22 protein-coding genes are annotated in these 22,855 nt (G+C 70.6%); 7 read left to right on the forward strand and 15 right to left on the reverse strand.

What is annotated here, in order from left to right; all coding sequences use genetic code 11:
• Positions 1-53: 53 nt before the first annotated feature.
• The 6 genes from ACRAQ3_RS15120 to ACRAQ3_RS15145 all read right to left on the reverse strand — a co-directional run bounded on the left by ACRAQ3_RS15120 (position 54) and on the right by ACRAQ3_RS15145 (position 7,875).
• Positions 54-1,304 carry a class I SAM-dependent RNA methyltransferase gene (locus tag ACRAQ3_RS15120; protein WP_269397310.1) on the reverse strand — a complete coding sequence of 417 codons (1,251 nt, stop codon included), beginning with the start codon at positions 1,302-1,304 and terminating at the stop codon, positions 54-56.
• Positions 1,305-1,315: 11 nt separating this feature from the next.
• Complete coding sequence (locus tag ACRAQ3_RS15125) at positions 1,316-3,148, reverse strand: ABC transporter ATP-binding protein (RefSeq protein ID WP_432255168.1); 1,833 nt, start codon at positions 3,146-3,148, stop codon at positions 1,316-1,318.
• On the reverse strand, positions 3,145-5,010 hold the full coding sequence (locus tag ACRAQ3_RS15130; RefSeq protein WP_432255169.1) for an ABC transporter ATP-binding protein: 1,866 nt from the start codon (positions 5,008-5,010) through the stop codon (positions 3,145-3,147). Before ACRAQ3_RS15130 ends, ACRAQ3_RS15125 begins: the two co-directional genes overlap by 4 nt.
• An 81-nt stretch (positions 5,011-5,091) precedes the next feature.
• Positions 5,092-6,249: a CCA tRNA nucleotidyltransferase gene (locus ACRAQ3_RS15135; protein WP_432255170.1), complete on the reverse strand. Its 1,158-nt coding sequence runs from the start codon at positions 6,247-6,249 to the stop codon at positions 5,092-5,094.
• Positions 6,246-6,854, reverse strand: a complete 609-nt coding sequence (locus tag ACRAQ3_RS15140) for a CoA pyrophosphatase (RefSeq protein WP_269397314.1) — start codon at positions 6,852-6,854, stop codon at positions 6,246-6,248. Before ACRAQ3_RS15140 ends, ACRAQ3_RS15135 begins: the two co-directional genes overlap by 4 nt.
• Positions 6,841-7,875 (reverse strand): Hsp33 family molecular chaperone HslO, encoded by a 1,035-nt coding sequence (locus ACRAQ3_RS15145; protein WP_432255171.1) that lies wholly within the window; start codon positions 7,873-7,875, stop codon positions 6,841-6,843. The genes ACRAQ3_RS15140 and ACRAQ3_RS15145 overlap by 14 nt, the downstream gene beginning before the upstream one ends.
• Positions 7,876-7,945: 70 nt before the next feature.
• On the opposite strand from ACRAQ3_RS15145, the gene ACRAQ3_RS15150 reads away from it, so the two are divergent.
• The 3 genes from ACRAQ3_RS15150 to msrA all read left to right on the forward strand — a co-directional run bounded on the left by ACRAQ3_RS15150 (position 7,946) and on the right by msrA (position 10,506).
• Entirely contained in the window at positions 7,946-8,413 is a 468-nt protein-coding gene (locus ACRAQ3_RS15150; RefSeq protein WP_432255172.1) for an NUDIX domain-containing protein, read from the forward strand.
• A gap of 63 nt (positions 8,414-8,476) precedes the next feature.
• The gene (locus ACRAQ3_RS15155) at positions 8,477-9,703 is read left to right on the forward strand and encodes an argininosuccinate synthase (protein ID WP_432255173.1); all 1,227 of its coding nucleotides are present in this window, start codon (positions 8,477-8,479) and stop codon (positions 9,701-9,703) included.
• Between the two features lie 161 nt (positions 9,704-9,864).
• Positions 9,865-10,506 (forward strand): peptide-methionine (S)-S-oxide reductase MsrA, encoded by a 642-nt coding sequence (msrA, locus tag ACRAQ3_RS15160; RefSeq protein ID WP_432255174.1) that lies wholly within the window; start codon positions 9,865-9,867, stop codon positions 10,504-10,506.
• A 5-nt stretch (positions 10,507-10,511) separates the two neighbouring features.
• Here the strand turns inward: msrA and ACRAQ3_RS15165 are convergent, their stop codons facing one another.
• The 3 genes from ACRAQ3_RS15165 to ACRAQ3_RS15175 are packed head-to-tail and all read right to left on the reverse strand — an operon-like array spanning position 10,512 to position 13,107.
• Positions 10,512-11,075 (reverse strand): HD domain-containing protein, encoded by a 564-nt coding sequence (locus ACRAQ3_RS15165; protein WP_269397411.1) that lies wholly within the window; start codon positions 11,073-11,075, stop codon positions 10,512-10,514.
• Positions 11,076-11,107: 32 nt separating this feature from the next.
• Positions 11,108-12,148 carry a glycosyltransferase family 8 protein gene (locus ACRAQ3_RS15170; protein WP_432255175.1) on the reverse strand — a complete coding sequence of 347 codons (1,041 nt, stop codon included), beginning with the start codon at positions 12,146-12,148 and terminating at the stop codon, positions 11,108-11,110.
• Positions 12,145-13,107, reverse strand: coding sequence for a glycosyltransferase family 8 protein (locus ACRAQ3_RS15175; protein WP_432255176.1), 963 nt, complete (start codon positions 13,105-13,107; stop codon positions 12,145-12,147). Before ACRAQ3_RS15175 ends, ACRAQ3_RS15170 begins: the two co-directional genes overlap by 4 nt.
• 136 nt (positions 13,108-13,243) lie before the next feature.
• On the opposite strand from ACRAQ3_RS15175, the gene ahcY reads away from it, so the two are divergent.
• Positions 13,244-14,635, forward strand: a complete 1,392-nt coding sequence (ahcY, locus tag ACRAQ3_RS15180; protein ID WP_432255177.1) for an adenosylhomocysteinase — start codon at positions 13,244-13,246, stop codon at positions 14,633-14,635.
• A 3-nt stretch (positions 14,636-14,638) separates the two neighbouring features.
• On the opposite strand, the gene ACRAQ3_RS15185 is transcribed toward ahcY, so the two are convergent.
• The 6 genes from ACRAQ3_RS15185 to tsaD all read right to left on the reverse strand — a co-directional run bounded on the left by ACRAQ3_RS15185 (position 14,639) and on the right by tsaD (position 18,827).
• Positions 14,639-15,376 carry a hypothetical protein gene (locus ACRAQ3_RS15185; RefSeq protein ID WP_269397322.1) on the reverse strand — a complete coding sequence of 246 codons (738 nt, stop codon included), beginning with the start codon at positions 15,374-15,376 and terminating at the stop codon, positions 14,639-14,641.
• 239 nt (positions 15,377-15,615) lie between these two features.
• Complete coding sequence (locus ACRAQ3_RS15190) at positions 15,616-16,011, reverse strand: DUF1761 domain-containing protein (protein WP_269397323.1); 396 nt, start codon at positions 16,009-16,011, stop codon at positions 15,616-15,618.
• Between the two features lie 51 nt (positions 16,012-16,062).
• Entirely contained in the window at positions 16,063-16,488 is a 426-nt protein-coding gene (locus tag ACRAQ3_RS15195) for an EVE domain-containing protein (RefSeq protein ID WP_085895213.1), read from the reverse strand.
• Positions 16,488-16,760 (reverse strand): YciI family protein, encoded by a 273-nt coding sequence (locus tag ACRAQ3_RS15200; RefSeq protein WP_085895212.1) that lies wholly within the window; start codon positions 16,758-16,760, stop codon positions 16,488-16,490. Before ACRAQ3_RS15200 ends, ACRAQ3_RS15195 begins: the two co-directional genes overlap by 1 nt.
• Entirely contained in the window at positions 16,757-17,725 is a 969-nt protein-coding gene (locus ACRAQ3_RS15205; protein ID WP_432255178.1) for an NAD(P)H-dependent glycerol-3-phosphate dehydrogenase, read from the reverse strand. Before ACRAQ3_RS15205 ends, ACRAQ3_RS15200 begins: the two co-directional genes overlap by 4 nt.
• A gap of 10 nt (positions 17,726-17,735) precedes the next feature.
• Positions 17,736-18,827 carry a tRNA (adenosine(37)-N6)-threonylcarbamoyltransferase complex transferase subunit TsaD gene (gene tsaD / locus ACRAQ3_RS15210; RefSeq protein ID WP_432255179.1) on the reverse strand — a complete coding sequence of 364 codons (1,092 nt, stop codon included), beginning with the start codon at positions 18,825-18,827 and terminating at the stop codon, positions 17,736-17,738.
• 85 nt (positions 18,828-18,912) lie between these two features.
• On the opposite strand from tsaD, the gene ACRAQ3_RS15215 reads away from it, so the two are divergent.
• The 3 genes from ACRAQ3_RS15215 (at position 18,913) to ACRAQ3_RS15225 (ending at position 22,815) form a co-directional block, all read left to right on the forward strand.
• Complete coding sequence (locus ACRAQ3_RS15215; RefSeq protein ID WP_432255180.1) at positions 18,913-19,644, forward strand: uroporphyrinogen-III synthase; 732 nt, start codon at positions 18,913-18,915, stop codon at positions 19,642-19,644.
• 86 nt (positions 19,645-19,730) lie between these two features.
• Positions 19,731-21,215, forward strand: a complete 1,485-nt coding sequence (locus ACRAQ3_RS15220; RefSeq protein ID WP_432255181.1) for a hypothetical protein — start codon at positions 19,731-19,733, stop codon at positions 21,213-21,215.
• Positions 21,216-21,225: 10 nt separating this feature from the next.
• Positions 21,226-22,815, forward strand: a complete 1,590-nt coding sequence (locus ACRAQ3_RS15225) for a heme biosynthesis protein HemY (RefSeq protein ID WP_432255182.1) — start codon at positions 21,226-21,228, stop codon at positions 22,813-22,815.
• The last annotated feature ends 40 nt before the right edge of the window (positions 22,816-22,855 follow it).

Raw genomic sequence — 22,855 nt, forward strand, 5'->3', positions numbered from 1 at the left:
GAAATTACCGGATTCGCGAATCCGCGCCTAGGGGGCAGCTTGAGGCGACATCCTTAGCGCCGCGTGAATCGTGTCGCCAACTCCACATGCGGCGACCAGCGGAACTGATCGACCACGGTGACCGGGCCCATCTCGAACCCGTTGTCGATCAGGGTCTTCGCATCGCGCGCGAAACTCGCGGGGCTGCAGGAGACCATCGCGATCACGTCGATCCGCGCGGCGGCAAGCTGCGCCACCTGCGCCTGTGCCCCGGCCCGCGGCGGGTCGATCACGGCGGCGTCGAATCGCGCCAGCTCGTCCGGCAGAAGGGGCCTGCGGAACAGGTCGCGGGTCTCCGTGGTGACCCGCTTGAGGCCGGGCACGCCGCGCCAGCCCCGGTCGAGCGCGGCCAGCATCGCCGTCTCGCCCTCGACGGCGTGGATCTCGGCCGTTTCGGCCAGCGGCAGCGAGAAGGTGCCGCAACCGGCAAAGAGATCGACGATGCGCGGCGCCCCGGCCACCGCCTCCCGCACCGCCTCGAGCAGCGCCGCCTCGCCATGGGCGGTGGCCTGAAGGAAGGCACCGGGCGGCGGCACCACCCGGGCCCGGCCCATGCGCTGCACCGGCGGCTCCAGCTCGGCCACGATCTCGTCGGCCCAGACGAGCCGCGCCAGCCCGGCCTCGCGCGCGATCTCGGGCAGCGCGATGCGCAGCTCCTCGGTCAGCGGCTTGTCGGTGTCGATATGCAGGTCGGGCCCGGCCTCGCTGTCGGTCACGGTAAGCCCGGCCTCGCCCTTGCGCGAGGCGGCGAGCGCGGCGATGCGCTCCAGCGCCGGGATCAGCCCGGTCAGCTGCGGCAGCATCAGCCGGCAGCCGGGCACCTCGATCACCGTGTCGGAAGCCCGGGCATGGAAGCCCACCAGAGCGCCCTTCTTGGTGCGTCGCCCGGCCAGCCGCGCCCGGCGCCGGCTGTCGGGCGGCGAGGTGAGCACCTCGGCGATTTCGCCCTCGATCCCCTGGGCGCGCAGGGCAGTGCGCACGATCTCGGCCTTCCACGACGCCACGAAGCCATCCGAAGCGTGCTGCATCGCGCAGCCGCCGCAGGATCTGAAATGCCGGCAGGGCGGCGCGACGCGCTCGGGCGAGGGGGTCACGATCTTCGGGCCATCGGCGGCCAGCGTCACCACCTCGCCGGGCAGCACGCGCGGCACCAGCGTGCCATCCGCAGCCCGTCCCATGCCATGATGCGTCACCGCCTCGATCGTCACCTCGCCCCGGGGCGCGGGATCGGGCTGCGGGGTCTTCGGCGGCAGGGTCTCGGTCATGGCGTCCTCTTCTACTCGGCGGCCTCCTGCCCGAGGAACCCGCCCGATTGGCGGGCCCAATAGCGGGCATAGACCCCGTCTTGGGAAAGCAGCGCCTCATGCGTGCCCTCCTCGACGATGCGGCCGCCCTCCATGACCACGATCCGGTCCATGCGCGCAATGGTCGAAAGCCTGTGCGCGATGGCGATCACGGTCTTGCCCTGCATCGCCTGTTCGAGTGCCGTCTGAATCTGCGCCTCGACCTCGCTATCCAGCGCCGAGGTCGCCTCGTCCAGCACGAGGATCGGCGCGTCCTTGAGCATGGCGCGGGCGATGGCGATGCGCTGGCGCTGGCCGCCCGACAGTTTCACCCCGCGCTCGCCCAGATGCGCGTCGTAGCCCCGCCGGCCCTTGAGATCGGCGAGATCGGCGATGAAGCCATGCGCCTCGGCCCGCGCCGCCGCCGTCTCGACCGCCTGCTGCGGCGCATCGGGATAGCCGTAGCGGATGTTGTCGCGGGCCGAGCGGTTGAACATCGCGGTGTCCTGCGTGACCATGCCGATCTGCCGGCGCAGGCTCTCCTGCGTCACCGCGCTGATATCCTGCCCGTCGATGCTGATGCGGCCCTGTTCCACGTCATAGAGCCGCAAGAGCGCCGCCACGAGGGTCGATTTGCCCGCTCCCGAGGCGCCGACGATGCCGATCTTCTCGCCCGGGGCGATGTGCAAATCGATGCCGCGCAACCCGCCGGCGCCGCCGCCATAGGTGAAGCTCACGCCATCGAAGTCGACGCTGCCCTCGCGCACCTCCAACTCGCGCGCGCCGTCCCGGTCGGTCAGCCCATGCGCGGGCGAGAGCGTGTGGATCGCGTCCTCGACCTCGCCGAGGTTGGAATACATGCCCATCAGCGTGAAGCTGACCCAGCCGGTCATCTGCGCCAGCCGCAGCGAGATCGCCCCCGCCGCCGCGATGTCTCCGGCACTGGCGCCGCCATTGGCCCAGAACACCAGCGTCGCGCCGGTGACGATCACCGGCAGCACGCCGGCCAGCGCCATCAGCCAGAACCGGAACCCCGCCGAAACCACGCCGAAGCCCAGCGCCCGCTCGCGATACTCGTGCATCGCGCCGAGCGCGGCGCGATCCTCGTGGTCGGAATGGCCGAACAGCTTCACGGTCTTGATGTTGGTGATGGTGTCGACCACCTGCCCGGTCACCATGGCGCGCGCCGAGGCGCGGGCGGTCGAGCTGGCGCGGATCTTCGGCATATAGATCCGGATCAGGGCGATGTAGCCCAGAAGCCAGAGCGTCAGCAGCCCCGCCGTCAGGCCGTCGATGGTCAGCAGCAGCAGCGCCGAGCCGACCAGCGAGGCCAGCGCGAAAAACACCGTCTGGATCGTGTCGACGGTCAGCTCGGTCGTGGCGCGGGCCGCCTGCATCTGCTTTTGCGCGATCCGGCCCGCGAAGTCGTTGTCGAAGAAGCTGACCGCCTGACCCAGCGTGTGACGATGCAGGCGCGACAGCACCAGCGTGTAGATCGACGGTTGCAGCACCACGCTCTGCATCAGCCCCGAAAGCCCCATGACGATCGGGCGCAGCAGCACGAAGAACGCGGCGACCCCCAGCAGCAGTCCCATGTTGCCCGCGAAGAAGCCGTCCGGCTCCGCCGCCAGCGCCGCGTCGATCACCCAGCCGAGGATCAGCGCCGACAGCACCTCGAGCACGCCCGCCGACATCGACACCACGGCGCTGAGGCCGGTCACCGCGAAGCTGCCCGACAGGGCCCAGCGCAAAAACCGCCACAGCGTCGCGGGGGGCGGGCCATCGGCCGGGCGGAACGGCGCGATCAGGCGCGAGACATCGATCATTCGGCGGCCTCCGTGGATGGCTTGTCGTCGGCGTCCATGCCGAGGAAGCCACCCGACTGGCGCTTCCAGAACCGGGCATAGATGCCCCCCTGCGCCAACAGCTCCTCATGGGTGCCGTCCTCGGCGATCCGGCCCTCCTCCATCACCAAAACCCGGTCCATCCGGGCGATGGTCGAGAGCCGGTGCGCGATCGCGATCACGGTCTTGCCCTCCATCATCCGGTAGAGCGTCTCCTGGATCGCCGCCTCGACCTCGGAATCAAGCGCCGAGGTCGCCTCGTCCAGAACGAGGATCGGCGCGTCCTTGAGGATCACCCGCGCCAGCGCGATGCGTTGCCGCTGACCGCCCGAAAGCTTGACGCCGCGCTCGCCGACCTGCGCGTCGTAGCCCTGCCGTCCCTCGCCATCGACGAGATCGAGGATGAAGTCATGCGCCTCGGCCCGACGCGCGGCGGCGATCATCTCGGCCTCGGTCGCGTCGGGGCGGCCATAAAGGATGTTCTCGCGCACGCTCCGGTGCAGCAGCGCGCTGTCCTGCTGCACCATGCCGATGGCGGAGCGCAGGCTGTCCTGCGTCACCCGGGTGATGTCCTGCCCGTCGATCTCGATCCGGCCCGCCTCGGGGTCGTAGAAACGCAAGAGCAGCTTCACCAGCGTCGACTTGCCGGCGCCGGAGGCACCGACCAGCCCGATCTTCTGTCCCGCCGGGATGGTGAGATCCAGGGGCCCCACCCCGCCCGCGTCGCGGCCGTAGCGGTGGCTCAGGCCCCTGAGCGCGATGTCGCCGCGGCTGATGCTCAACTGCCCGGCGCGATCGTCGTCGGTCAGCGTGATCGGCTGGGCGATGGTGCGCATGCCCTCGGCGATGACACCGAGATTCTGGAAGAAGTTGGTCACCGCCCACATGATCCAGCCGGTCATCGCGTTGAGCCGCAGGCACAGCGCCGTGGCGGCGGCGACCACACCGACGCTGGCCGCCCCGGAGATCCACAGATAGAGCCCCCAGCCGACCACGCCGACGATCAGCAAGCCGTTCAGCACCGACAGCGCCACGTCCATGATCGTGAACAGCCGCATCTCGCGCTGGAAGGTGGCGCGGGCCTGCTCGATCACCGATTTCGCACCGTCCAACTCGCGGTCGTGATGCGCGAACATCTTGACCGAATGGATGTTGGTATAGGTGTCGACGACGCGGCCCGTCACGGCGCTGCGCGCGTTGGACGAGGCCTCCGAGGCCGGTCCGATCCGCTTCACGGTCCAGCGCATCAGCGCGGCATAAAGTCCGAACCAGACCACCAGCGGCAGCAGCAGCATCGGGTCTGCCTCGCCCAGAAGCACGGCGGCGCCGACGATATAGGCGAGCGCGAAGGTGATCGCGTCGAAGATCTGGAACACCACCTCGCCGGCGGCAGGCGGCGTCTGCATGATCCGGTTGGCGATGCGGCCCGCGAAATCGTTCTCGAACCAGCCCACCGACTGGCGCAGCACGTGGCGATGCGCCCGCCAGCGCACGGTGGTGCCGAAATTGGGCAGGATCGCGTTGTTGAGAAGCAGCACATGCGCCGCCTGGAAGGCCGGGCGCAGGATCAGGATGAACCCGGCCACCAGTAGCAACTCGACCCCGTGCCGCGCCAGCACCGTGTCGGGCGTGGCCCGGCCCAGAAGGTCCACGAGGCGGCCCATATAGGCGATCAGCCAGATCTCGACCACGGCCACCACCACCGACAGCAGGCCGGTGACCCAGAACACCCGGGCGAAGGGCCGCGCGTACTCCTTCAGGAAGGGCCAGAGCCGCGATGGCGGACGGTCGGTCTGCTCGTATTCCCCATAGGGGTCCACGAGGTTTTCGAAGAAGCGGAACATGGGATGTCTCGAATACGTGTCACCGGCATATAAGCCGGTTCGCCTCGAAGGAAAACGTGCATGCGCGGCGGGCCGCGCAACTCAGGGAAGAAGTTCGTTCCGCCCCAGCGCAAAGCCCGAGGCGATCCATCGCGCCTCGATCTCGCGCAGCTTCTCGCCCAGCGCCGGGCCGTCGAAATCGGGCATCAGGTCGGCCGCCTTCACCGGCAGCGCCGCCCGCGCCCCGGCCTCGGCGGTTTCCCGTGAAACAGCCTCGATCTCGCGCCCCGACAGCGCCGCGTTGAGCGCCAGAACGTCGAGCGCGGCGCGCGCGCCGAGCCGGTAGCCCAGCTCGCCGGGGCCCCAGCCCGCCTCCTGTGCCTCGCGCAGCCGTTGCAGCGCGCCCGCCTGCGCCCGGCTGAGCCGCAGCCGCTCGGCCACCTCCTCGCCGCCCACCAGCGCCAGCCGCCGGATCGGGTCGGGGGCCAGCCCCGCCTCCTCCTCGACATGCACCAGCACCGCGAGCGGGTCCGAGGCGCCGCCGGGCAGCACCCGCATCAACACGCCCGAGATCGCCATGGAGGCGACGGCGGGGGCCGGGTCCGGCGCCGCCATCAGCTTGAGCATCTCGGCACCGACGCGCTCGCGCGACAGCCCGCCGATCCCCTCGGCCAGCTCGGCGCAGGCGGCAAGCCCGTCGGCTTCGATGCCGCCATGCGTGTCGCCATACCAGGCGTGGAAGCGAAAGAAGCGCAGGATCCTCAGGTAATCCTCGCGGATCCGGTCATGCGCGTCGCCGATGAAGCGCAGCCGCCGCGCCGCGAGATCGGCAAGCCCGGTGCCGAGCGGGTCCGCGACCGTGCCCCGCGCATCGGCATAGAGCGCGTTCATCGTGAAATCGCGCCGCGCCGCGTCCTCGGCGATATCCTCCGAATAGGCGACCGTGGCGCGGCGGCCGTCGGTCTCCACGTCGCGGCGGAAGGTCGTGACCTCGATCGGCGTGCCCTGCGCCACGACGGTGATCGTGCCGTGATCGATGCCGGTGGGCACCGGCTTCAGCCCGGCGGCGCGGGCCAGATCGACCACCCGCTCGGGGCGGGCATCGGTGGTCAGGTCGAGATCCGAGACCGGCTGCCCCAACAGCGCGTTGCGCACGCAGCCGCCGACGAACCAGGCCTGGTGGCCCGCGGCCTCCAGCATGCCGGTCACGGCGCGCGCGGGCGCGGCCTCCAGCCACTCCGCCTCGATCCGCTCGCTCATCGGTTCATCCTCTCCGCCAGGCTGCGCAGCATCCGCGCGGTGGCGCCCCAGATGTAATACGGGCCCCACGGCACCACATAGTAGTGCCGCCGCCGCCCCTGCCAACGCCGCCCCTCGATCCGGAACCGCGCCGGGTCGGTGACATGCGACAAGGGCACCGAGAACACCTCGGCCACCTCGCCCGCCTCGGGCACCGCCTCGAACCGGCCGCGCAGCAGCCCGATCACCGGCGTCACCGAGAAGCCCGTCACCGTTTCATGCGGCGGCAACGTGCCCAGCACCTCGACCCGGCCCGGCGCCAGGCCGATCTCTTCCTGCGCCTCGCGCAGCGCCGCGCCGACGGGGCCGTCATCGACCGGCTCGACCTTGCCGCCCGGAAAGGCGATCTGGCCCGGGTGATGGCGCAGCCGCGCCGAGCGCTTGGTCAGGATCAGCCGCGCCTCGGCACCGTCGAGATGCACCGCCGCCAGCACACCGGCCTGCCGCAGGCTGCGCCCCTCGGGCACCGGCAGCCGCGGGTCGATGTCGTAATCGGACGAGGCATCGCCCGGCCGCTCCAGCGCCCGGGCGAGCCGCGCCTCTATCGGGACCTCAGCCGCGGCCACCGGCGGCCTTGTTCTGGCCCTCGGCGGCGTCGGGCCCCTCGGTCGCCTCGAAGCCGAGCGTCTGGGGCGCGAATTCGTAATGCGCGCCGCAGAACTGGCAGTCGGCGGTGACGATGCCCGCCTCGGTGGTCATGTGGGCGATATCCTTGGCCGAGTAGATCGACAGGCTTTGGCGCACCTTTTCCTCGGAGCAGGTGCAGCCGAACTGCACCGGCTGCGCCTCGAAGACCCGCGGACCTTCCTCGTGGAACAGCCGGATCAGCAGGTCCGTCGGAGTCACGCTCGGCCCGATCAACTCGAGCTGGTCCACCGTATCGAGCAGCAGGTTGGCGCGGTTCCAGTTCTCGCCCTCGTCCTCGTTGAGGATGTCGGCGGCCTCGAGAAGCCCCTCCTCGCCCGAGCCGCCTTCGGCGGTCGCGGCGAAGGGCGAGGCCTTGGGCATCTTCTGCAGCATCACGCCGCCGGCGCGCCAGCTTTCGTCCCGGCCCGGTTCGGTGGATTTGCCGAAGGTCAGCGAGAACCGCGTCGGCAGCTGCTCGGACTGCGCGAAATAGGTCTCGGCGCAGGCGGCCAGCGACTCGCCGGTGATCGGCGTGATGCCCTGATAGGGCGCCATGCCCTGCCCCTGGTCGATCAGGATCGCGAAGTAACCCTTGCCGATCAGCGAATAGGGATCGGCACCCTCCTCGAGGCGGCTTTCGTCGAAGCTGGCCCAGGCGCGGATCCGGGCCGGGGCACCCTCTTCGGTCGGGGCGTAGTAATCGGTGGCGATCAGCCGGGCCGGGCCGTCGCCGCGCACCTGGAGCGACAGCTTCCAGCGCAGCTTCACGGTCTGGCCGATCAGCGCGGTGAGCAGCGTCATCTCGGCCACCAGCGCCTCGATCTGGGCGGGGTAGTCATGCTGCTCCAGCACCCGGTCGAGCACGCCGTCGAGACGCGCGACCCGGCCCCGGATGTCGGACTGGTCGAGCTGGAAGGGCAGGACGGTGTCGTCCCAGGCAATGCGGGCGCCGAGGCTCATGGGGTTTCCTTGCGTGTCGGGGATGGGCATACCGCGACCATATAGGAAGCTTGTCGGGAGACAAAAAGGGATGATCCGGCGCTATGGCGAACAGGTGCGGCGCGGCCAGCGATACCGGCTGCGTACCGGGGTCTACGCGATCCTCGAACAGGGCGGCGCCCTGCTGCTGACCTGCAAGGAGGACGACCCCACCGATATCCAGCTGCCCGGCGGCGGTGTCGATGCGGGCGAAAGCACCTTGCAGGCGCTGCACCGCGAGGTGTTCGAGGAGACCGGCTGGCGCATCGCCGCGCCGCGCCGCCTCGGCGCGTTCCGGCGCTTCGTCTTTATGCCCGATTACGACATGTGGGGCGAGAAGCTGTGTCACATCTACACCGCCCGCCCGGTCCGGCCGCACGGCCCGCCCTCCGAGCCCGGCCACCGCGCGCTGTGGATGCCGATCGCCGATGCGGCACCGCGCCTCGGCAATGCCGGCGACCGCGCCTTCGCGCGGGCCTTCGCCGAGGTGGGCCGCGCCCGTGGCCGCACCGCTGCCTGAGCTTGCCCCAAGGGCCGAAAGCCTTTAACGCACGCCCCTGAACGTCCCTTAGGAGAATTGCCCATGGCCGCCCAGTGCGCCCCGAAGAAGGTCGTCCTCGCCTATTCCGGCGGTCTCGACACCTCGATCATCCTGAAATGGCTGCAGACCGAATATGGCTGCGAGGTGGTGACCTTCACCGCCGATCTCGGCCAGGGCGAGGAGCTGGAGCCGGCGCGCAAGAAGGCCGAGATGATGGGCGCGACCTCGATCCATATCGAGGACCTGCGCGAGGAGTTCGTGCGCGACTTTGTCTTCCCGATGTTCCGCGCCAACGCGCTCTACGAGGGGCTCTACCTGCTCGGTACCTCGATCGCCCGGCCGCTGATCTCCAAGCGCCTTGTCGAGATCGCCGAGGCCGAGGGCGCCGACGCCGTGGCCCATGGCGCCACCGGCAAGGGCAACGACCAGGTCCGCTTCGAACTCGCGGCCTACGCGCTCAACCCCGAGATCAAGGTGATCGCGCCGTGGCGCGAATGGGACCTGACCTCGCGCACCCGGCTGATCGAGTTCGCCGAACAGCACCAGATCCCGATCGCCAAGGACAAGCGCGGCGAGGCGCCCTTCTCGGTCGACGCCAACCTGCTGCACACCTCCTCCGAGGGAAAGGTGCTGGAGAACCCGGCCGACGAGGCGCCGGACTACGTCTACCAGCGCACCGTGAACCCCGAGGATGCCCCGAACGAGCCCGAGATCGTCGAGATCGGCTTCGAGAAGGGCGACGCGGTCTCGATCAATGGCGAGGCGATGAGCCCCGCGACGATCCTCACCAGGCTCAACGAGCTGGGCGGCAAGCACGGCGTGGGCCGGCTCGACCTCGTCGAGAACCGCTTCGTCGGGATGAAGTCGCGCGGCATCTACGAGACGCCCGGTGGCACGATCCTGCTCGAGGCGCATCGCGGCATCGAGCAGATCACGCTGGATTCCGGCGCCGGTCACCTCAAGGATTCGATCATGCCGCGCTATGCCGAGCTGATCTACAACGGCTTCTGGTTCAGCCCCGAGCGCGAGATGCTGCAGGCGCTGATCGACAAGAGCCAGGAGCACGTCACCGGCACCGTCCGGCTGAAGCTCTACAAGGGCTCGGCGCGCACCATCGCCCGCTGGTCCGATCACAGCCTCTATTCCGAGGCGCATGTGACCTTCGAGGAAGACGCCGGCGCCTATGATCAGGTCGACGCCAAGGGCTTCATCCAGCTCAACGCGCTGCGGCTGAAGCTGCTTGCCGCCCGGAATCGTCGGGTGAAGTGACCTGTCGGCGCCGGGCCCTCGGGCGCGGCGCCGGTCGACAGGGCGGGATTTGCGTATTTGAGGAACAAAGTGGCCAGGGGTCACGCCCGGATCACGCAGCATTGTCTTGCGGCATCGGCAGCCTGCGACAGCATGGGGGACGACCGGACAGGGAGTTTGCCATGCTACGCCACAGGATTTCGTGCCTTGCCGCCACCTTGGCCCTCATCGCGCCGATGGCGCAGGCGCAGGCCACCGAGACCATCACCGTCGCGGGCGGCTGCTTCTGGTGCGTCGAGGCCGATTTCGAGAAGGTCGATGGCGTGATCGAGGCGGTGTCGGGCTTTGCGGGCGGCGACACCGCGAACCCGACCTATGAGCAGGTGACCGGCGGCGGCACCGGCCATTACGAGGTGGTCGAGATCACCTACGATCCCTCGAAGGTGCAGGCGCGGCAGCTCTACGACCTGTTCTTCCGCTCGATCGACCCGACCGATGCGGGCGGCCAGTTCTGCGACCGGGGCCCATCTTACCGCACCGCGATCTTCGCGGATGCGGGGGATCGGGCCGCCGCCGAGGCCGCCAAGCGGGCGGCCGAGCAGGCGCTGGGCCGCGAGATCGTCACGCCGATCCTCGGCGACGCGCCATTCTATCCCGCCGGCAGCTATCACCAGGACTACTACAAATCCTCCGAGCGGCTTGCCGTTTCCTCGGTCGGGCTCTTCGTGCCGAAATCCGAGGCCTACAAGCGCTACCGCGAGGGCTGCGGACGGGATTTCCGGGTGCGCGAGCTGTGGGGCACGGATGCGCCTTTCGTGAACTGAAGACCCTAGATCAGCGCGATCAGGTCCTCGTGGCGGGCCACGAAGCCCTCGCGCGTCTCGCGCGGGGGTCTGAGCCGGATCTCGAAGCGCGCGGCGAGGTCGCGGTCGAGCCTGCCGAACAGGCGGTCGGCCTCGCGCTCCGAGAAGCCAGCGATCCGCGTGGCTTCGAGCCAAGCGGAAATCTTGTCGGCCCGCTTGATCCGTTTCTTGAGCTCGGCTGGCAGCACCGCCGGCAGGCCGAAGCGCAGGTGGATCGCCGCCGTCAGCCGCGCGTCGAGCGCCCCGTAGCCCGGCCCCACCGCCGCCTTCACCGGCGAGATCATGTCGCCGATCACGTATTCGGGCGCGTCGTGCAGGAGCGCCGCCAACCTGTCGCGCGGGCCCGCCGCCGGGTAGCAATGCGCGAAGATCTCCTCGACCAGCAGCGAATGCTCGGCCACCGAATAGGCGAAATCGCCACGGGTCTGGCCGTTCCACCGCGCCACGAAGGCGAGCCCATGGGCGATGTCGGAAATCTCGATGTCCATCGGCGTCGGGTCGAGCAGGTCGAGCCTGCGCCCCGACAGCATCCGCTGCCAGGCCCGGGGCGCACGGGCACGGCTCACGCCACCTCCGCGGCGTCTATCAGCGCCTGCATCGCCGCCTGCCCCGAGGCGCCGATCGCGAGGCGCCGCGCCTTGTGGCGCATCACCGCGACATGCGCGCGGCGGTGCAGCGCATCGAGCGGTCGCAATCGGAACACCGGGTTGGCCTCGAACCATGCGGCGCTGCCGCGACGGGCCTCGGGGGTGAAATCGGGTGACCATTGCGAAAGCGCCGCGAACCAATCGGGGTTCACCTCGCCCACCAGCGGTTCGTCTGCCAGCATCCACGGCTTGGCGCGCCCGGTGAAATGCAGGATATGCGGGTCGAACCGCTCGAGCAGGTCCGGGTGATGCCAATCCTCGTGATGCCAGTTCCACAACGGGCTGAGCGGCACGATCTCGTCCGCGAAGACCGCGTTGAGCGCGCCCTGATCGCCAAGCCGGTGCCGCTCCAGCAGGTCGTGATGCGCCTCGACATAGCCAAACAGGCGCTCGGCCACGCGCGCCTTCAGATGCGCCTCGATGTCGATCATCTGCACGCCCGACTGCCAATAGGCGCCGTTCGTCCCGGCAAAGGCACCGAGCACCCGCTCCGCGCGCGGGCTGACCGGGTGCGGGCGCTCCAGCAGGTCGGGCCGGTAGATGAAGGAGGCGACGGCAGCCAGCGGCACGCCGCGCGGCCGCCGCTCGAACAGGCCCTGCAGGCCGGGCCGCCGCATCCAGGTATCGGTGTCCATGTAGAACAGCGCGCCATATTCGTCGCGCAGGATCTCCGGCAGCAGGTGCCGGAAGAAGGTGCCGACGGTGATCCGCGGATTGCCATGCCTGAACGGCGGGATCGCCGAGACGTCGATCCGCCGGAACCGGATCGGCCCCCGCCGCGCCACCTCGGGCACCGGGGTCAGATCCGGCGTGGCGATCACGATGTCGAAGCGCCGCTCCGGCTCGGCATGGTGGATGCCCATGGCGGCGGCATAGGCATAGGCGAGATGGCCCGCGTCGCAGGCGAAGATCGCGGCGTCGGGATGCTCGGCGGGGCGGGTGGCCGCATCGCTCATGCGCGCACCGTCAGATCGTCGGGAAACCGCGCGAGATAGCGCGCCATCGCCGGCGCCGCGACCAGATGCTTGAGCAGGTGCTTGCGCATCAGCCGCGCGTCATGGGCGGGTCCGGGTCCCACCGGGACAGGGGGCCGGTCGGGCCAGTGCCGCGCCAGAAAGGCGCCCATCTCGCGGGCGAAGCGGGGCGGCAGCTCGCCCTCGGCATCCTTCCACGGTTTTCGCTTGCCGATGAAATGCACCACATGCGCGGTCTGCATCGCTTCGAAGAAGCGCGAGGCCCAGGTGTATTGCCAGTTCCATGCGGGCGAGAGCTCGGCCCAGTCACCCTGCAGCACCGCGTTGTAGAGATTCTGGTCGTGCCGGATCATCCGCCCTGCTTCGGCCCGGCCCAGCGCCACGCAGCGCGCCAGCAGATCGGCCTCCAGATAGCGCGGCACGTCCATCAGGAGCACACCCGCGTTGAAATAGCGTGCCACCGGCAGGCCCAGCACCCGGAACTGCGCCGGCCGCCGGCTCGGCGTGCGCCATTGGGTGTTGTCGCGGACCGCGCCCAGCGGGCGGCCGCCCAGATCCACCGAGAGCAACGCCGAGAAATCGCCGCCCTGCACGTGGATGTCGCTGTCGAGATAGAGGATGCGGTCGTAATCCGCGCCGAGCGCCTGTGGCAGCGCGAGGCGGAGATAGACATCCGGGCTGCGGCCGGGATCGAGCCGGAGCCCCTCGAACATGTCACCCACATCGACTTGGCAAAGCCGGATGTCGAGATGCGCGAGGCTGGCCGGGATCTCGACCGGCGAGACGCCGGTGCACAGGCAGATGTCGAAATCGCGTTCGGGATGCAGCGCGGCGATGCGCGAGATCGCGAAGAGCGCATAGGGCAGATAGCCCTCGTCGCAGGCGAACACCACCGCGCGGCGGTGCCGCGCCGGCCGGTCGCTCGTGCAGGTCATTCCCATCGGCGCTCTCCCGGTACTGGCCGGTGATGCGCTAGCACGACGCGCCGACCCGCTTCAACGCCGCCGCGATTGCCAAGCCGCCGAGGGGGATGCTACGTCAAGCGAGGGACACGTCCCCTGCGTGAGGAGGCCCCGCATGGATCGCGATCACATCGTCAAGGACATCTCGCTGGCCGATTGGGGCCGCAAGGAGATCGAGATCGCGGAAACCGAGATGCCGGGGCTGATGGCGCTGCGCGCGGAATATGGCGACAGCCGGCCGCTGCAAGGCGCGCGCATCGCCGGATCGCTGCACATGACGATCCAGACCGCCGTGCTGATCGAGACCCTGATCGCGCTGGGCGCCGAGGTACGATGGGCCTCGTGCAACATCTTCTCGACACAGGACCACGCCGCCGCCGCCATCGCCCGAGCCGGCACGCCGGTCTTCGCGGTGAAGGGCGAGAGCCTCGCCGAGTACTGGGCCTATACCGACCGGATCTTCCAGTTCGACGAGGGCGCGAACCTGATCCTCGACGATGGCGGCGACGCCACGATGTACATCCTCACGGGGGCGCGGGTCGAGGCGGGCGAAACCGGGCTGATCGAGGTGCCGACCTCCGAGGAGGAAAACGCGCTGTTCGACCAGATCCGCAAACGGCTCGACCAGAGCCCCGGCTGGTTCACCCGGCAGCGCGACGCGCTGCGCGGCGTCTCCGAGGAGACCACGACCGGCGTGCACAGGCTCTACGAGCTGCACCGCGAGGGGCGGCTGCCCTTCCCGGCGATCAACGTGAACGACAGCGTCACCAAGTCGAAATTCGACAACCGCTATGGCTGCCGCGAGAGCCTCGTCGATGGTATCCGTCGCGCCACCGACACGATGATGGCCGGCAAGGTCGCGGTGGTCTGCGGCTATGGCGATGTCGGCAAGGGCTCGGCCGCGAGCCTGCGCGGCGCCGGCGCGCGGGTGAAGGTCACCGAGGCCGACCCGATCTGCGCGCTGCAGGCGGCGATGGATGGCTACGAGGTGGTGCTGCTCGAGGACGAGGTGGCGACGGCCGACATCTTCGTCACCGCCACCGGCAACCGCGACGTGATCCGCATCGAGCACATGCGCGAGATGAAGGATATGGCGATCCTCGGCAATATCGGCCATTTCGACAACGAGATCCAGGTCGCCGCGTTGCGCAACCACAAATGGACCCGGATCAAGGATCAGGTCGACATGGTCGAGATGCCCTCGGGCAACCGGATCATCCTGCTCTCCGAAGGGCGGCTCCTCAATCTCGGCAACGCCACCGGCCACCCCTCCTTCGTGATGTCGGCCAGCTTCACCAACCAGGTGCTGGCGCAGATCGAGCTCTGGACCAGGGGACAGGAGTATCGGCCCGGCGTCTTCCTGCTGCCCAAGGCGCTCGACGAGAAGGTGGCGCGGCTGCATCTGGCACGGGTCGGCGCGAAGCTGACGGAGCTCAGGCGGGAGCAGGCCGACTATATCGGCGTGCCGGTCGAGGGCCCGTTCAAGCCCGAGCATTACCGCTACTAGCGATCAGGCGAGGATCAGCAGCGCCGCGTAGAGCCCGGCACCCAGCGCGAAGGCCCAGAGACGGCTCTCGCGCTCCTCCGGCAGCTCCTCCTTGATGACGTTGAGCACCACCGAACCGGCCAGGAAACCGAACGCCCCAGCGATCCAGCCCTGCGGAATCTCGTAGCCGAGGCTCGCCGCGAAACCGAGCAGCACCGCCGCCGCCAGCAGCCAGCGCCCCTCGCGCAGGTATCTCGGGCCGTGATGGGCATAGAGCGCCCGGTCGTTGACGACGAAATGCAGCCCCAGCGCCAAGGCATAGAGCAGCATGCCGCCCAGTCCTTCCTCGCGCAGCTGCTCTTCGAGCAGGTAGCCCACGAGGAAGTTGTAGATCGCGAAGCCCGCCAGATGCAGCCAGAACGCCCCGGCCGCGGATTCCGTCGCGCGGCGGTGCCCGGCATGGCGCTGCGCCATGCGCTCCAGCGCGTAGAACACCACGAGGCCGCTCAGCGCCAGGAGGTAGATCCAGACCTCGAGCGCGCCCTCCTCGGTTTCGCCCTCGCCGGCAAGTTCACCGAACTCGGCCAGTTCGGGCAGGAGATGCACGAAGACATAGGCGACCGAGACGCCCCCCGCGGTCGAAAGCCAGACGCTGCGCGGCGTACGGTCGAGAAAGACCAGCCGGGGGCTCAGCAGATGCACCGATGCGAAGATCAACGCCACGAGGGCGGCGCCGATCTGATTGCCGATCGCGATCTCCATGGCGGGCCTCCTGCGTCGTATCCCCTTCCCAAACGGCAGGATATCCGGGCAGTTCCCGACAAGACGCGGGGCATTCGAACCGACTTCGCGACATCGGAACGTTGCGTCGAATCCCGCTCCGGCCTAAGCAGGTAACGTCGGCCAGGACGGCCAGACCCCAGTTTTCGCAGATCCGCCGGGTGGGAGTCCGCGGGTGAGAACGGGGGTGCTGGCGACCCCGCCGCCCCCCGTATGCCGCCTCAGAACAGCCCGAGCACCAGTCCCATCACCGCGCAGCCCAGCGCGGCATAGCCGCCATCGATCCCCGCCAGGAACCATGGCCGGTTCGAGTAACCGATGTTGAGCGTGATCCACGGCGCGATGAACAGCGCTCCGACCGCCAGCCCGCCGAAAAAGCCGCCGATCGGCGTCGCGATCCCCGCCAGCCCGAAGCCGTAGCGCATCGTGGCCGCGATGATCAGCATCGCGATGAAGGAAACGAGATAGGGCACCGGCGAGCCGCTGTTGGCCGGTTTGCCGTCGGCGCCCACCGGGACCCCGGAGGCCGCCATCCACGGCTTGGCCAGCGCCATGTACCACACCGCGCCCAGCGCGAAGGAGGCCAGCGCCGCCAGCAGGATCGAGAGTATCGCCATACGAGGTCCCTCCGGGTTTTGTCCCAGAGTGCCGCGTTTGCCGGCCGGGCGCTATGCCTCGGCCAGAGATCCCGCGAGTTCGTGGATCACGCGCCACTCATCCTCGGTCACCGGCTGCACCGAAAGGCGCGAATTGTTCACCAGCACCATCTGCGCCAGCCGCGGCTCGGCCTTGATCTCGTCGAGGCTCACCGCCCGGCCCAGCTTGTAGAGCGCGCGGATGTCGACGCATTCCCAGCGCGGATCCTCGGTCGAGCTGTCGGGATGGATCGTGGCGCAGACTTCGACCACGCCCACCGCCTCCTTGCCGATGTTCGAATGATAGAAGAAGCCGCGGTCGCCGATCTTCATCTCGCGCATGAAGTTGCGGGCCTGGTAGTTGCGGATCCCGTCCCACTCCTCGCCGGCCTCGCCCTTGGCGACCTGCTGGTCCCAGCTCCAGACGTTCGGCTCGGATTTGAACAGCCAGTAGCGCATCAGCCGATCACCTTCTTCCAGGCGCGGATCTCGACGCTCTCGAACAGCCCGGCCCGGGCATAGGGGTCGTTCTCGGCCCAGTCCTGCGCCGCCTGCAGATCCGCCACGTCGAGGATCACCAGCGATCCGTCCATCTCGCCATTCACGTCGAGGAACGGCCCGGCCATGGTCACCACGCCGGTGGCCTCGATATACTCCAGATGCGCCTCGCGGGTGTCCTTGCGGATCTGCAGCGCGCCCGGCTTGTCGCGGGTGATCAGGGCAAAGCTCATTCTCGTTCCTCCTTGAGGGGTCTGTTGATCAGCGCGTCGAGCGCCTGCAGCGGGGTCAGCTCGCCCGCGACCATGCGCGCGGTCACGGCCGAGATCGGCATGTCGAGTCCGCGCGCCTTCGCCAGACCGGTGACGGCGCGCGCGGTCGCGGCACCCTCGACCGTGGTGGCGGCGTCGAAGCTTTCGCCCCGGCCCAGCGCGAGACCGTAGCGGTAGTTGCGCGACAATTCCGACGAGCAGGTCAGCACCAGATCACCGAAGCCCGACAGGCCCATCAACGTCTCGGGCCGCGCGCCGAGACTGGCGGCGAGGCGCTGCATCTCGGCAAAGCCGCGGGTCATCAGCGCGGCGCGGGCGCTGTCGCCCAGACCCGCGCCGATGCAGGCGCCGCAGGCGATGGCAACGACGTTCTTGAGCGCGCCGCCCAGCTCGGCGCCGGTGACGTCCGCCGTGCGGTAGAGCCTGAGGCTGGGCGTCGAGAGCGCGTGCTGCAGCGCCGCGCCGCAGGGCGCGTCGGCGCAGGCCAGCGTCAACGCGGTGGGCAGGCCGCGCGCGATGTCGGCGGCAAAGCTCGGCCCGGTCAGAAGCGCCGGCGTGGCCGATGGCACCGCCTCGGCGATGATCGCGGTCTGACCGGTCAGGCTGTGCAGATCGATGCCCTTGGCGCAGGCCACGAGCACCTTGCCCGCGAGCGCCTCGGCATGGGCGGCGACGAAGCCGCGCGTCGCCTGCGCCGGCAGCGCGAGCAGGATCGTGTCGCAGGCGAACAGCGCCGAGAGGTCGGAGACCGGCGCGACGCCCTCGGGCAGCGTCACATCCGGCAGCCGCGCCACCTGCCGCGCCTCGCGCATCGTCTCGACGGCCGCCGCGTCGCGGGCCCAGAGCGTAACCTCGCGCCCCGCCTGCGCCAGCGTCACCGCCAGCGCCGCGCCGAAGGCCCCCGCCCCCGCGATCCCGATCCTCATGCCGTGCTCCTCACGCCTTGGCCCCCTTGCGGCCCGAGCCGATCATCGGCGCCGCCCGCGCGTCGAGCGGCCAGCGCGGCCGCGCCGCAAGCCCGAGCCCGTCGGCCTCGCCCGCCGCGAGTCGACCCAGCCCCGCGAAGGCGATCATCGCCGCGTTGTCGGTGCACAGCGCCAGCGGCGGCGCCGAGAACGCCACGCCGCGCTCGGCACAGAGCTTTTGCAGCGCCGCGCGGATCGGGCCGTTCGCGGCGACGCCCCCCGCCACGGCAAAGGCCGGGCGCGCCGGCGCCAGCTCGAGATAGAGGTCCAGCGCCCGGCGGGTCTTTTCGCGCAGGATCTCGACCACCGCCGCCTGAAAGCCCGCGGCGAGATCGGCGCGGGCGGCGCGGGTCAACCCGCCGGCCGCCGCCATCTCTGCGTCGCGGGCCCGCAGCAGCGCGGTCTTGAGGCCCGAGAACGACATGTCGCAGCCGGGCCGGTCGAGGAGCGGACGCGGCAACGCGATCCGGGCCGGATCGCCCGCCCGCGCCTCGGCCTCGACCGCCGGGCCGCCGGGCTGCGGCAGGCCCAGAAGCCGCGCGGTCTTGTCGAAGGCCTCGCCCGGCGCGTCGTCGATCGTGCCGCCAAGCCGGCGGAACGCGTCATCGCCCTCGACCACGAGGAACTGGCAATGCCCGCCCGAGACCAGCAGCATCAGGTAGGGAAATGCGAGCCCGTCGGTAAGCCGCGGCGTCAGCGCGTGGCCCGCGAGATGGTTGACGCCGATCAGCGGCAGGCCGGTGGCGGCCGAGAGCCCCTTGGCGAGCATCACGCCCGACAGCACCCCGCCGATCAGCCCCGGCCCGGCGGTCACGGCGATGCCGTCGAGATCGGCGATGCCGATGCCGGCCTCCTCCAGCGCCGCCTCGACGCAGTGATCAAGCACCTCGGCATGGGCGCGCGCCGCGATCTCGGGCACGACGCCACCGAACGCGGCATGCAACTCGGCCTGGCCGCGCACCACCGAGGAGAGCACCCGCGCCGCGCCATCCTCGCGTCGCACCACCGCCGCCGCGCTGTCGTCGCAGCTCGATTCGATGCCGAGGATGGTGAGTCTGGCCATGTCCGCTCCGCTTGCGCCCGCGCCCCGTGCAGCTACCATCCCCGCCTGCCTCGAACAATGCCGCGAAGGGGAGAGGATGTCCGCGATGCCAGAGCCGACCCTGCTGCTGACGCGGCCCGAACCGGCGGCGCGGCGCTTTCTGGCGGAGCTGGAGATCCGGGCCGGGCGGCACCTTCGGGCGGTGATCGCGCCGCTGATGCGGATCGACGAGATGACGCCGCCGCGTCCGGCCCGCAGCCCCGCCGCGCTGATCCTGACCTCGGAGCGCGGCGCGCAGGGCGCGGCCCGCATGGGCTATGCCGGCCTGCCCGCATGGTGCGTCGGGCCGCGCACCGCCCAGGCGGCGCGGCTGGCGGGTCTCGACCCGCGCCCGGGCGGCGGCTCCGCCGAGACGCTGCTCGCCGCGATCCTGGAGGCACCGGATGAGGGGCCGCTTCTGCACCTGCGCGGCGACCACCAGCGCGGCGATCTCGCGGACCGGCTGCGCGCGGCTGGGCGCGGCTGCGACGAGGCGGTGGTCTATGCCCAGACCGCGCATCCCCTCTCCGAGGCGGGGCGGGACCTGCTGTCGGGCCGCGCCCCGGTCGTCGCGCCGGTGTTTTCGCCGCGCAGCGCCGCGCTGCTTGCCGCCTGCGCGCCCATCGCCGCGCCGCTGGCGCTGGTGGCGATCAGCGCCGCCGCAGCAAGACCCCTATCGAAGCTCGGCCCGCCGGTCACGCTGGCGGCGCGCCCCGATGCGGATGCGATGATCGACGCAACCCTTGCGGCCCATGCGACGTTCGGTTGCAGGGACCCGTTGCGGGGCGGCGGCGCTTGAGGCGCCGCACGGGGCGGGCTAGGGTCTGCAAATGCTGCGGCGGCACGGATAAATCCGACGCGATCGGGGACGGAAGGGACAGGGTTTTGGCACGAAAGACGACAGGCACACCCGGCAGGCCCGCCGGTGCGAAGACAGGCGCGGCACCGCGATCCGGCGAGACCGACCGCGAGAAAAGCGCCGCCACGCCCGGCGAAGCCACCTCCGCCACGCCCGCGACTACGCCCGGCTCCGGCACCGCGCAGGGCGGCGCGACGCCCCCCAGGACCACGCCCGCCCCCGAGACCGACAAGAGCTCGACGCCCGCCAAGGAGGGCGACACGCCCAGCGCGCCGCGCCCGGCCAGCGCGGCGGTGGATCTGGGCACCACCTCGCGCCCGGCAGCCCCCACCGCCGGGGCGATGCCCGCCGTGACGCGCAGCTCGCGCGCGGCCGAGGCTGACAAGCCCACCGAAGGGACCACTGAAACGGCCGCGACGGGCGCCGAAAAGGCCCCGAAGACCGGCGATCCCGCCAGCGTCCGGACTTCGGACGCGCGCGACCCCGCCGCCGCGACGCCTGCGACGCCGCAGACCCCTGCTCCGCCGAGCCGTGCCTCGGGCTTCGGGGCCGGACTTCTGGGCGGCCTGATCGCCGCGGCGCTGGGCCTCGGGGCGGGCTGGATCTGGCTCAACAACAGCCAGCGCGGCGAGGAATTCGAGGCGCGGCTCGCGTCGATCGAGGGCGAGATCGCACCTCTTGCCGACGGGCTCGATGGCCTGCGCGCCCAAAGCGAGACCGGGCTGTCCGAGCTGGGCACCCGTCTCGACGGCGTCGAGACCGGCCTGACGGAGATGAACACCCGGATCGAGACCCTCGAAACCCGCCTCACTGAAGCCGAGGCCAGCGCCGGCCCCGACGGCACTCTGGCGCGCGAGGCGGTGGCCCGCTGGCAGGCCGAGGTCGACGCGCTGCGCGCCGACCTCGAGGCGCAGGCGCAGGAGATCGCGGGGATGGCCGAACAGGCCGCCCAGCAGGTCGCCACCGCCGGGCGCACCGCCGAGCAGATCGAGGCCGAGGCCGCCGCCGTCGCCGCCCGCGCCCGCGCCCGCGCCACCCTGGCCGAGATCGAGGCCGCGCTGGAGACCGGCGAGCCCTACCCGGCGCTGCTCGAGGAATTGCAGGCCACCTCGCCCACCGAAATCCCGCAGGGGCTCGTCGCCCCCGCGGCCGAGGGCGTGGCGAGCCGCTCCGAGCTGATCGAGGCCTTTCCCGAACCGGCCCGCGCCGCCCTGGCCCGGGCCCGCCGCGAGGGGCTGTCCGGCGAGGAGGGCGGCCGGGTCGCCGGTTTCTTCCGCGACACGTTGCAGCTGCGATCCACCGCGCCGGTCGAGGGCGAGACCACCGACGCCGTGCTGTCGCGGGCCGAAGCCGCGCTGCGCGACGGTCGCCTGCAGGAGGCGCTCGACGAGATCGGGACGCTGCCCGAACCGGTCCGCGAGGCGTTGTCCGACTGGATCGCCCCGGCCCGCACCCGTGCCGAGGCGCTCGCCGCCGCCGACACCCTGTCGCAATCCCTGACCGAGAATTGAGGCGCCGCACATGCTCCTGTCCCTGATCAAGATCCTGGCCTTCGTCGCCGCCGTGGCGGGCCTCACCTGGGGCGCCGCGCGGCTCACCGACGTGACCGGCGGGGCCGAGATCGCCATGGCCGGCTACGAGGTCACGCTCGGGCCGCTGCAGCTTGTGCTGGCGATCGCATTGCTGGCGCTTCTCGGCTGGCTGCTGTTCAAGGCGCTGGGCCTGCTCCTGGCCCTGCTGCACTTCATCAATGGCGACGACACCGCGGTCAGCCGCTGGTTCTCGCGCTCGCGCGAGCGCAAGGGCTACAAGGCGCTGGGCGACGGCCTCGTCGCACTGGCCGCGGGCGAGGGCGAGGCGGCGATGGCCAAGGGCCGCAAGGCCGAGCGCTACCTGCGCCGCCCCGAGATCACCTCGATCCTGGTGGCTCAGGGCGCCGAGCTGGTGGGCGACCGCAAGACCGCCGAGGGCGCCTATCGCGATCTGGTGAAGATCGACCGCACCCGCTTCGTCGGAGTGCGCGGGCTGATGCGGCAGCGCCTCGCCGAGGGTGACACCGACACCGCGATGAAGCTCGCCCAGAAGGCGTTCGACCTGAAGCCGCGCCATGTCGAGACGCAGGACACGCTGCTCCGGCTGCAGGCCGAGGCGCATGACTGGTCCGGTGCCCGCGCCACGCTGGAGGCCAAGCGCCGCTCCGGCGCGCTGCCGCGCAACGTGGTCCGGCGCCGCGACGCGGTGTTGGCGCTGTCCGAGGCGCGCGACGTGATCGACGACACCGCCAGCATCGAGATGCGCGAGAAGGCGATCGAGGCGAACCGGCTGTCGCCGGACCTGATTCCCGCCGCCGTGCTCGCCGCGCGCAGCTACCTCGCCGTCGGCAACACCCGCTACGCCACCCGGGTGATCCGCAAGGCCTGGGAGGCGGAGCCGCATCCCGACCTCGCGCAGGTCTTTGCCGAGATCGCCCCCGAGGAGGATGCGCAGGCCCGGCTCAAGCGCTTCTCGGTGCTGCTCAAGGCACGGCCCGACCACCCCGAAACCCGGATGCTCGAGGCCGAGCTGATGATTGCGGCCGAGCAGTTCAACGAGGCGCGGCGCGCGCTCGGCGATCTGGTCGAGACCGACCCCACCGCCCGCGTGCTGACGCTGATGGCGGCGATCGAGCGCGGCCGCGGCGCCGACGACGCGGTGGTGCGCGGCTGGCTGACCCGGGCGCTGACCGCGCCGCGCGGCCCGCAATGGGTCTGCGAGAACTGTCACAACGTGCACCAGCACTGGGAACCGGTCTGCTCGAACTGTCATGCCTTCGACACGCTGGGCTGGACCCGCCCGGCCGACAGCGGCACGACGCTGCCGCGCGGCACCGAAATGCTGCCGCTGATCGTCGGCGGCGGTGTCGGCCGCGCCGAGCCGCCCGTTCCCGCAGTGGCCGAGGTGCGCGAGGCCGGAGCGACCGCCTCGCCCCTGCCCGCCCGCGACGCCGCCGCCGCCACGCCGCGCACGAACGGCGACGGCGAGATGGACGAGGCGGAGATCGTGGTGCCGCACGGCGACAAGACCGCTGCCCGGTCCGAGGCAGCGGAGGCCGTGACCGAAGGGCGAAAATAGCCCTTTTCCCCCCGGCGCCCGGGTGCTAAGAGGCGCCCGG

The sequence above is a fragment of the Limimaricola sp. AA108-03 genome (genome assembly GCF_050847355.1).
Taxonomy (GTDB): Bacteria; Pseudomonadota; Alphaproteobacteria; order Rhodobacterales; family Rhodobacteraceae; genus Limimaricola.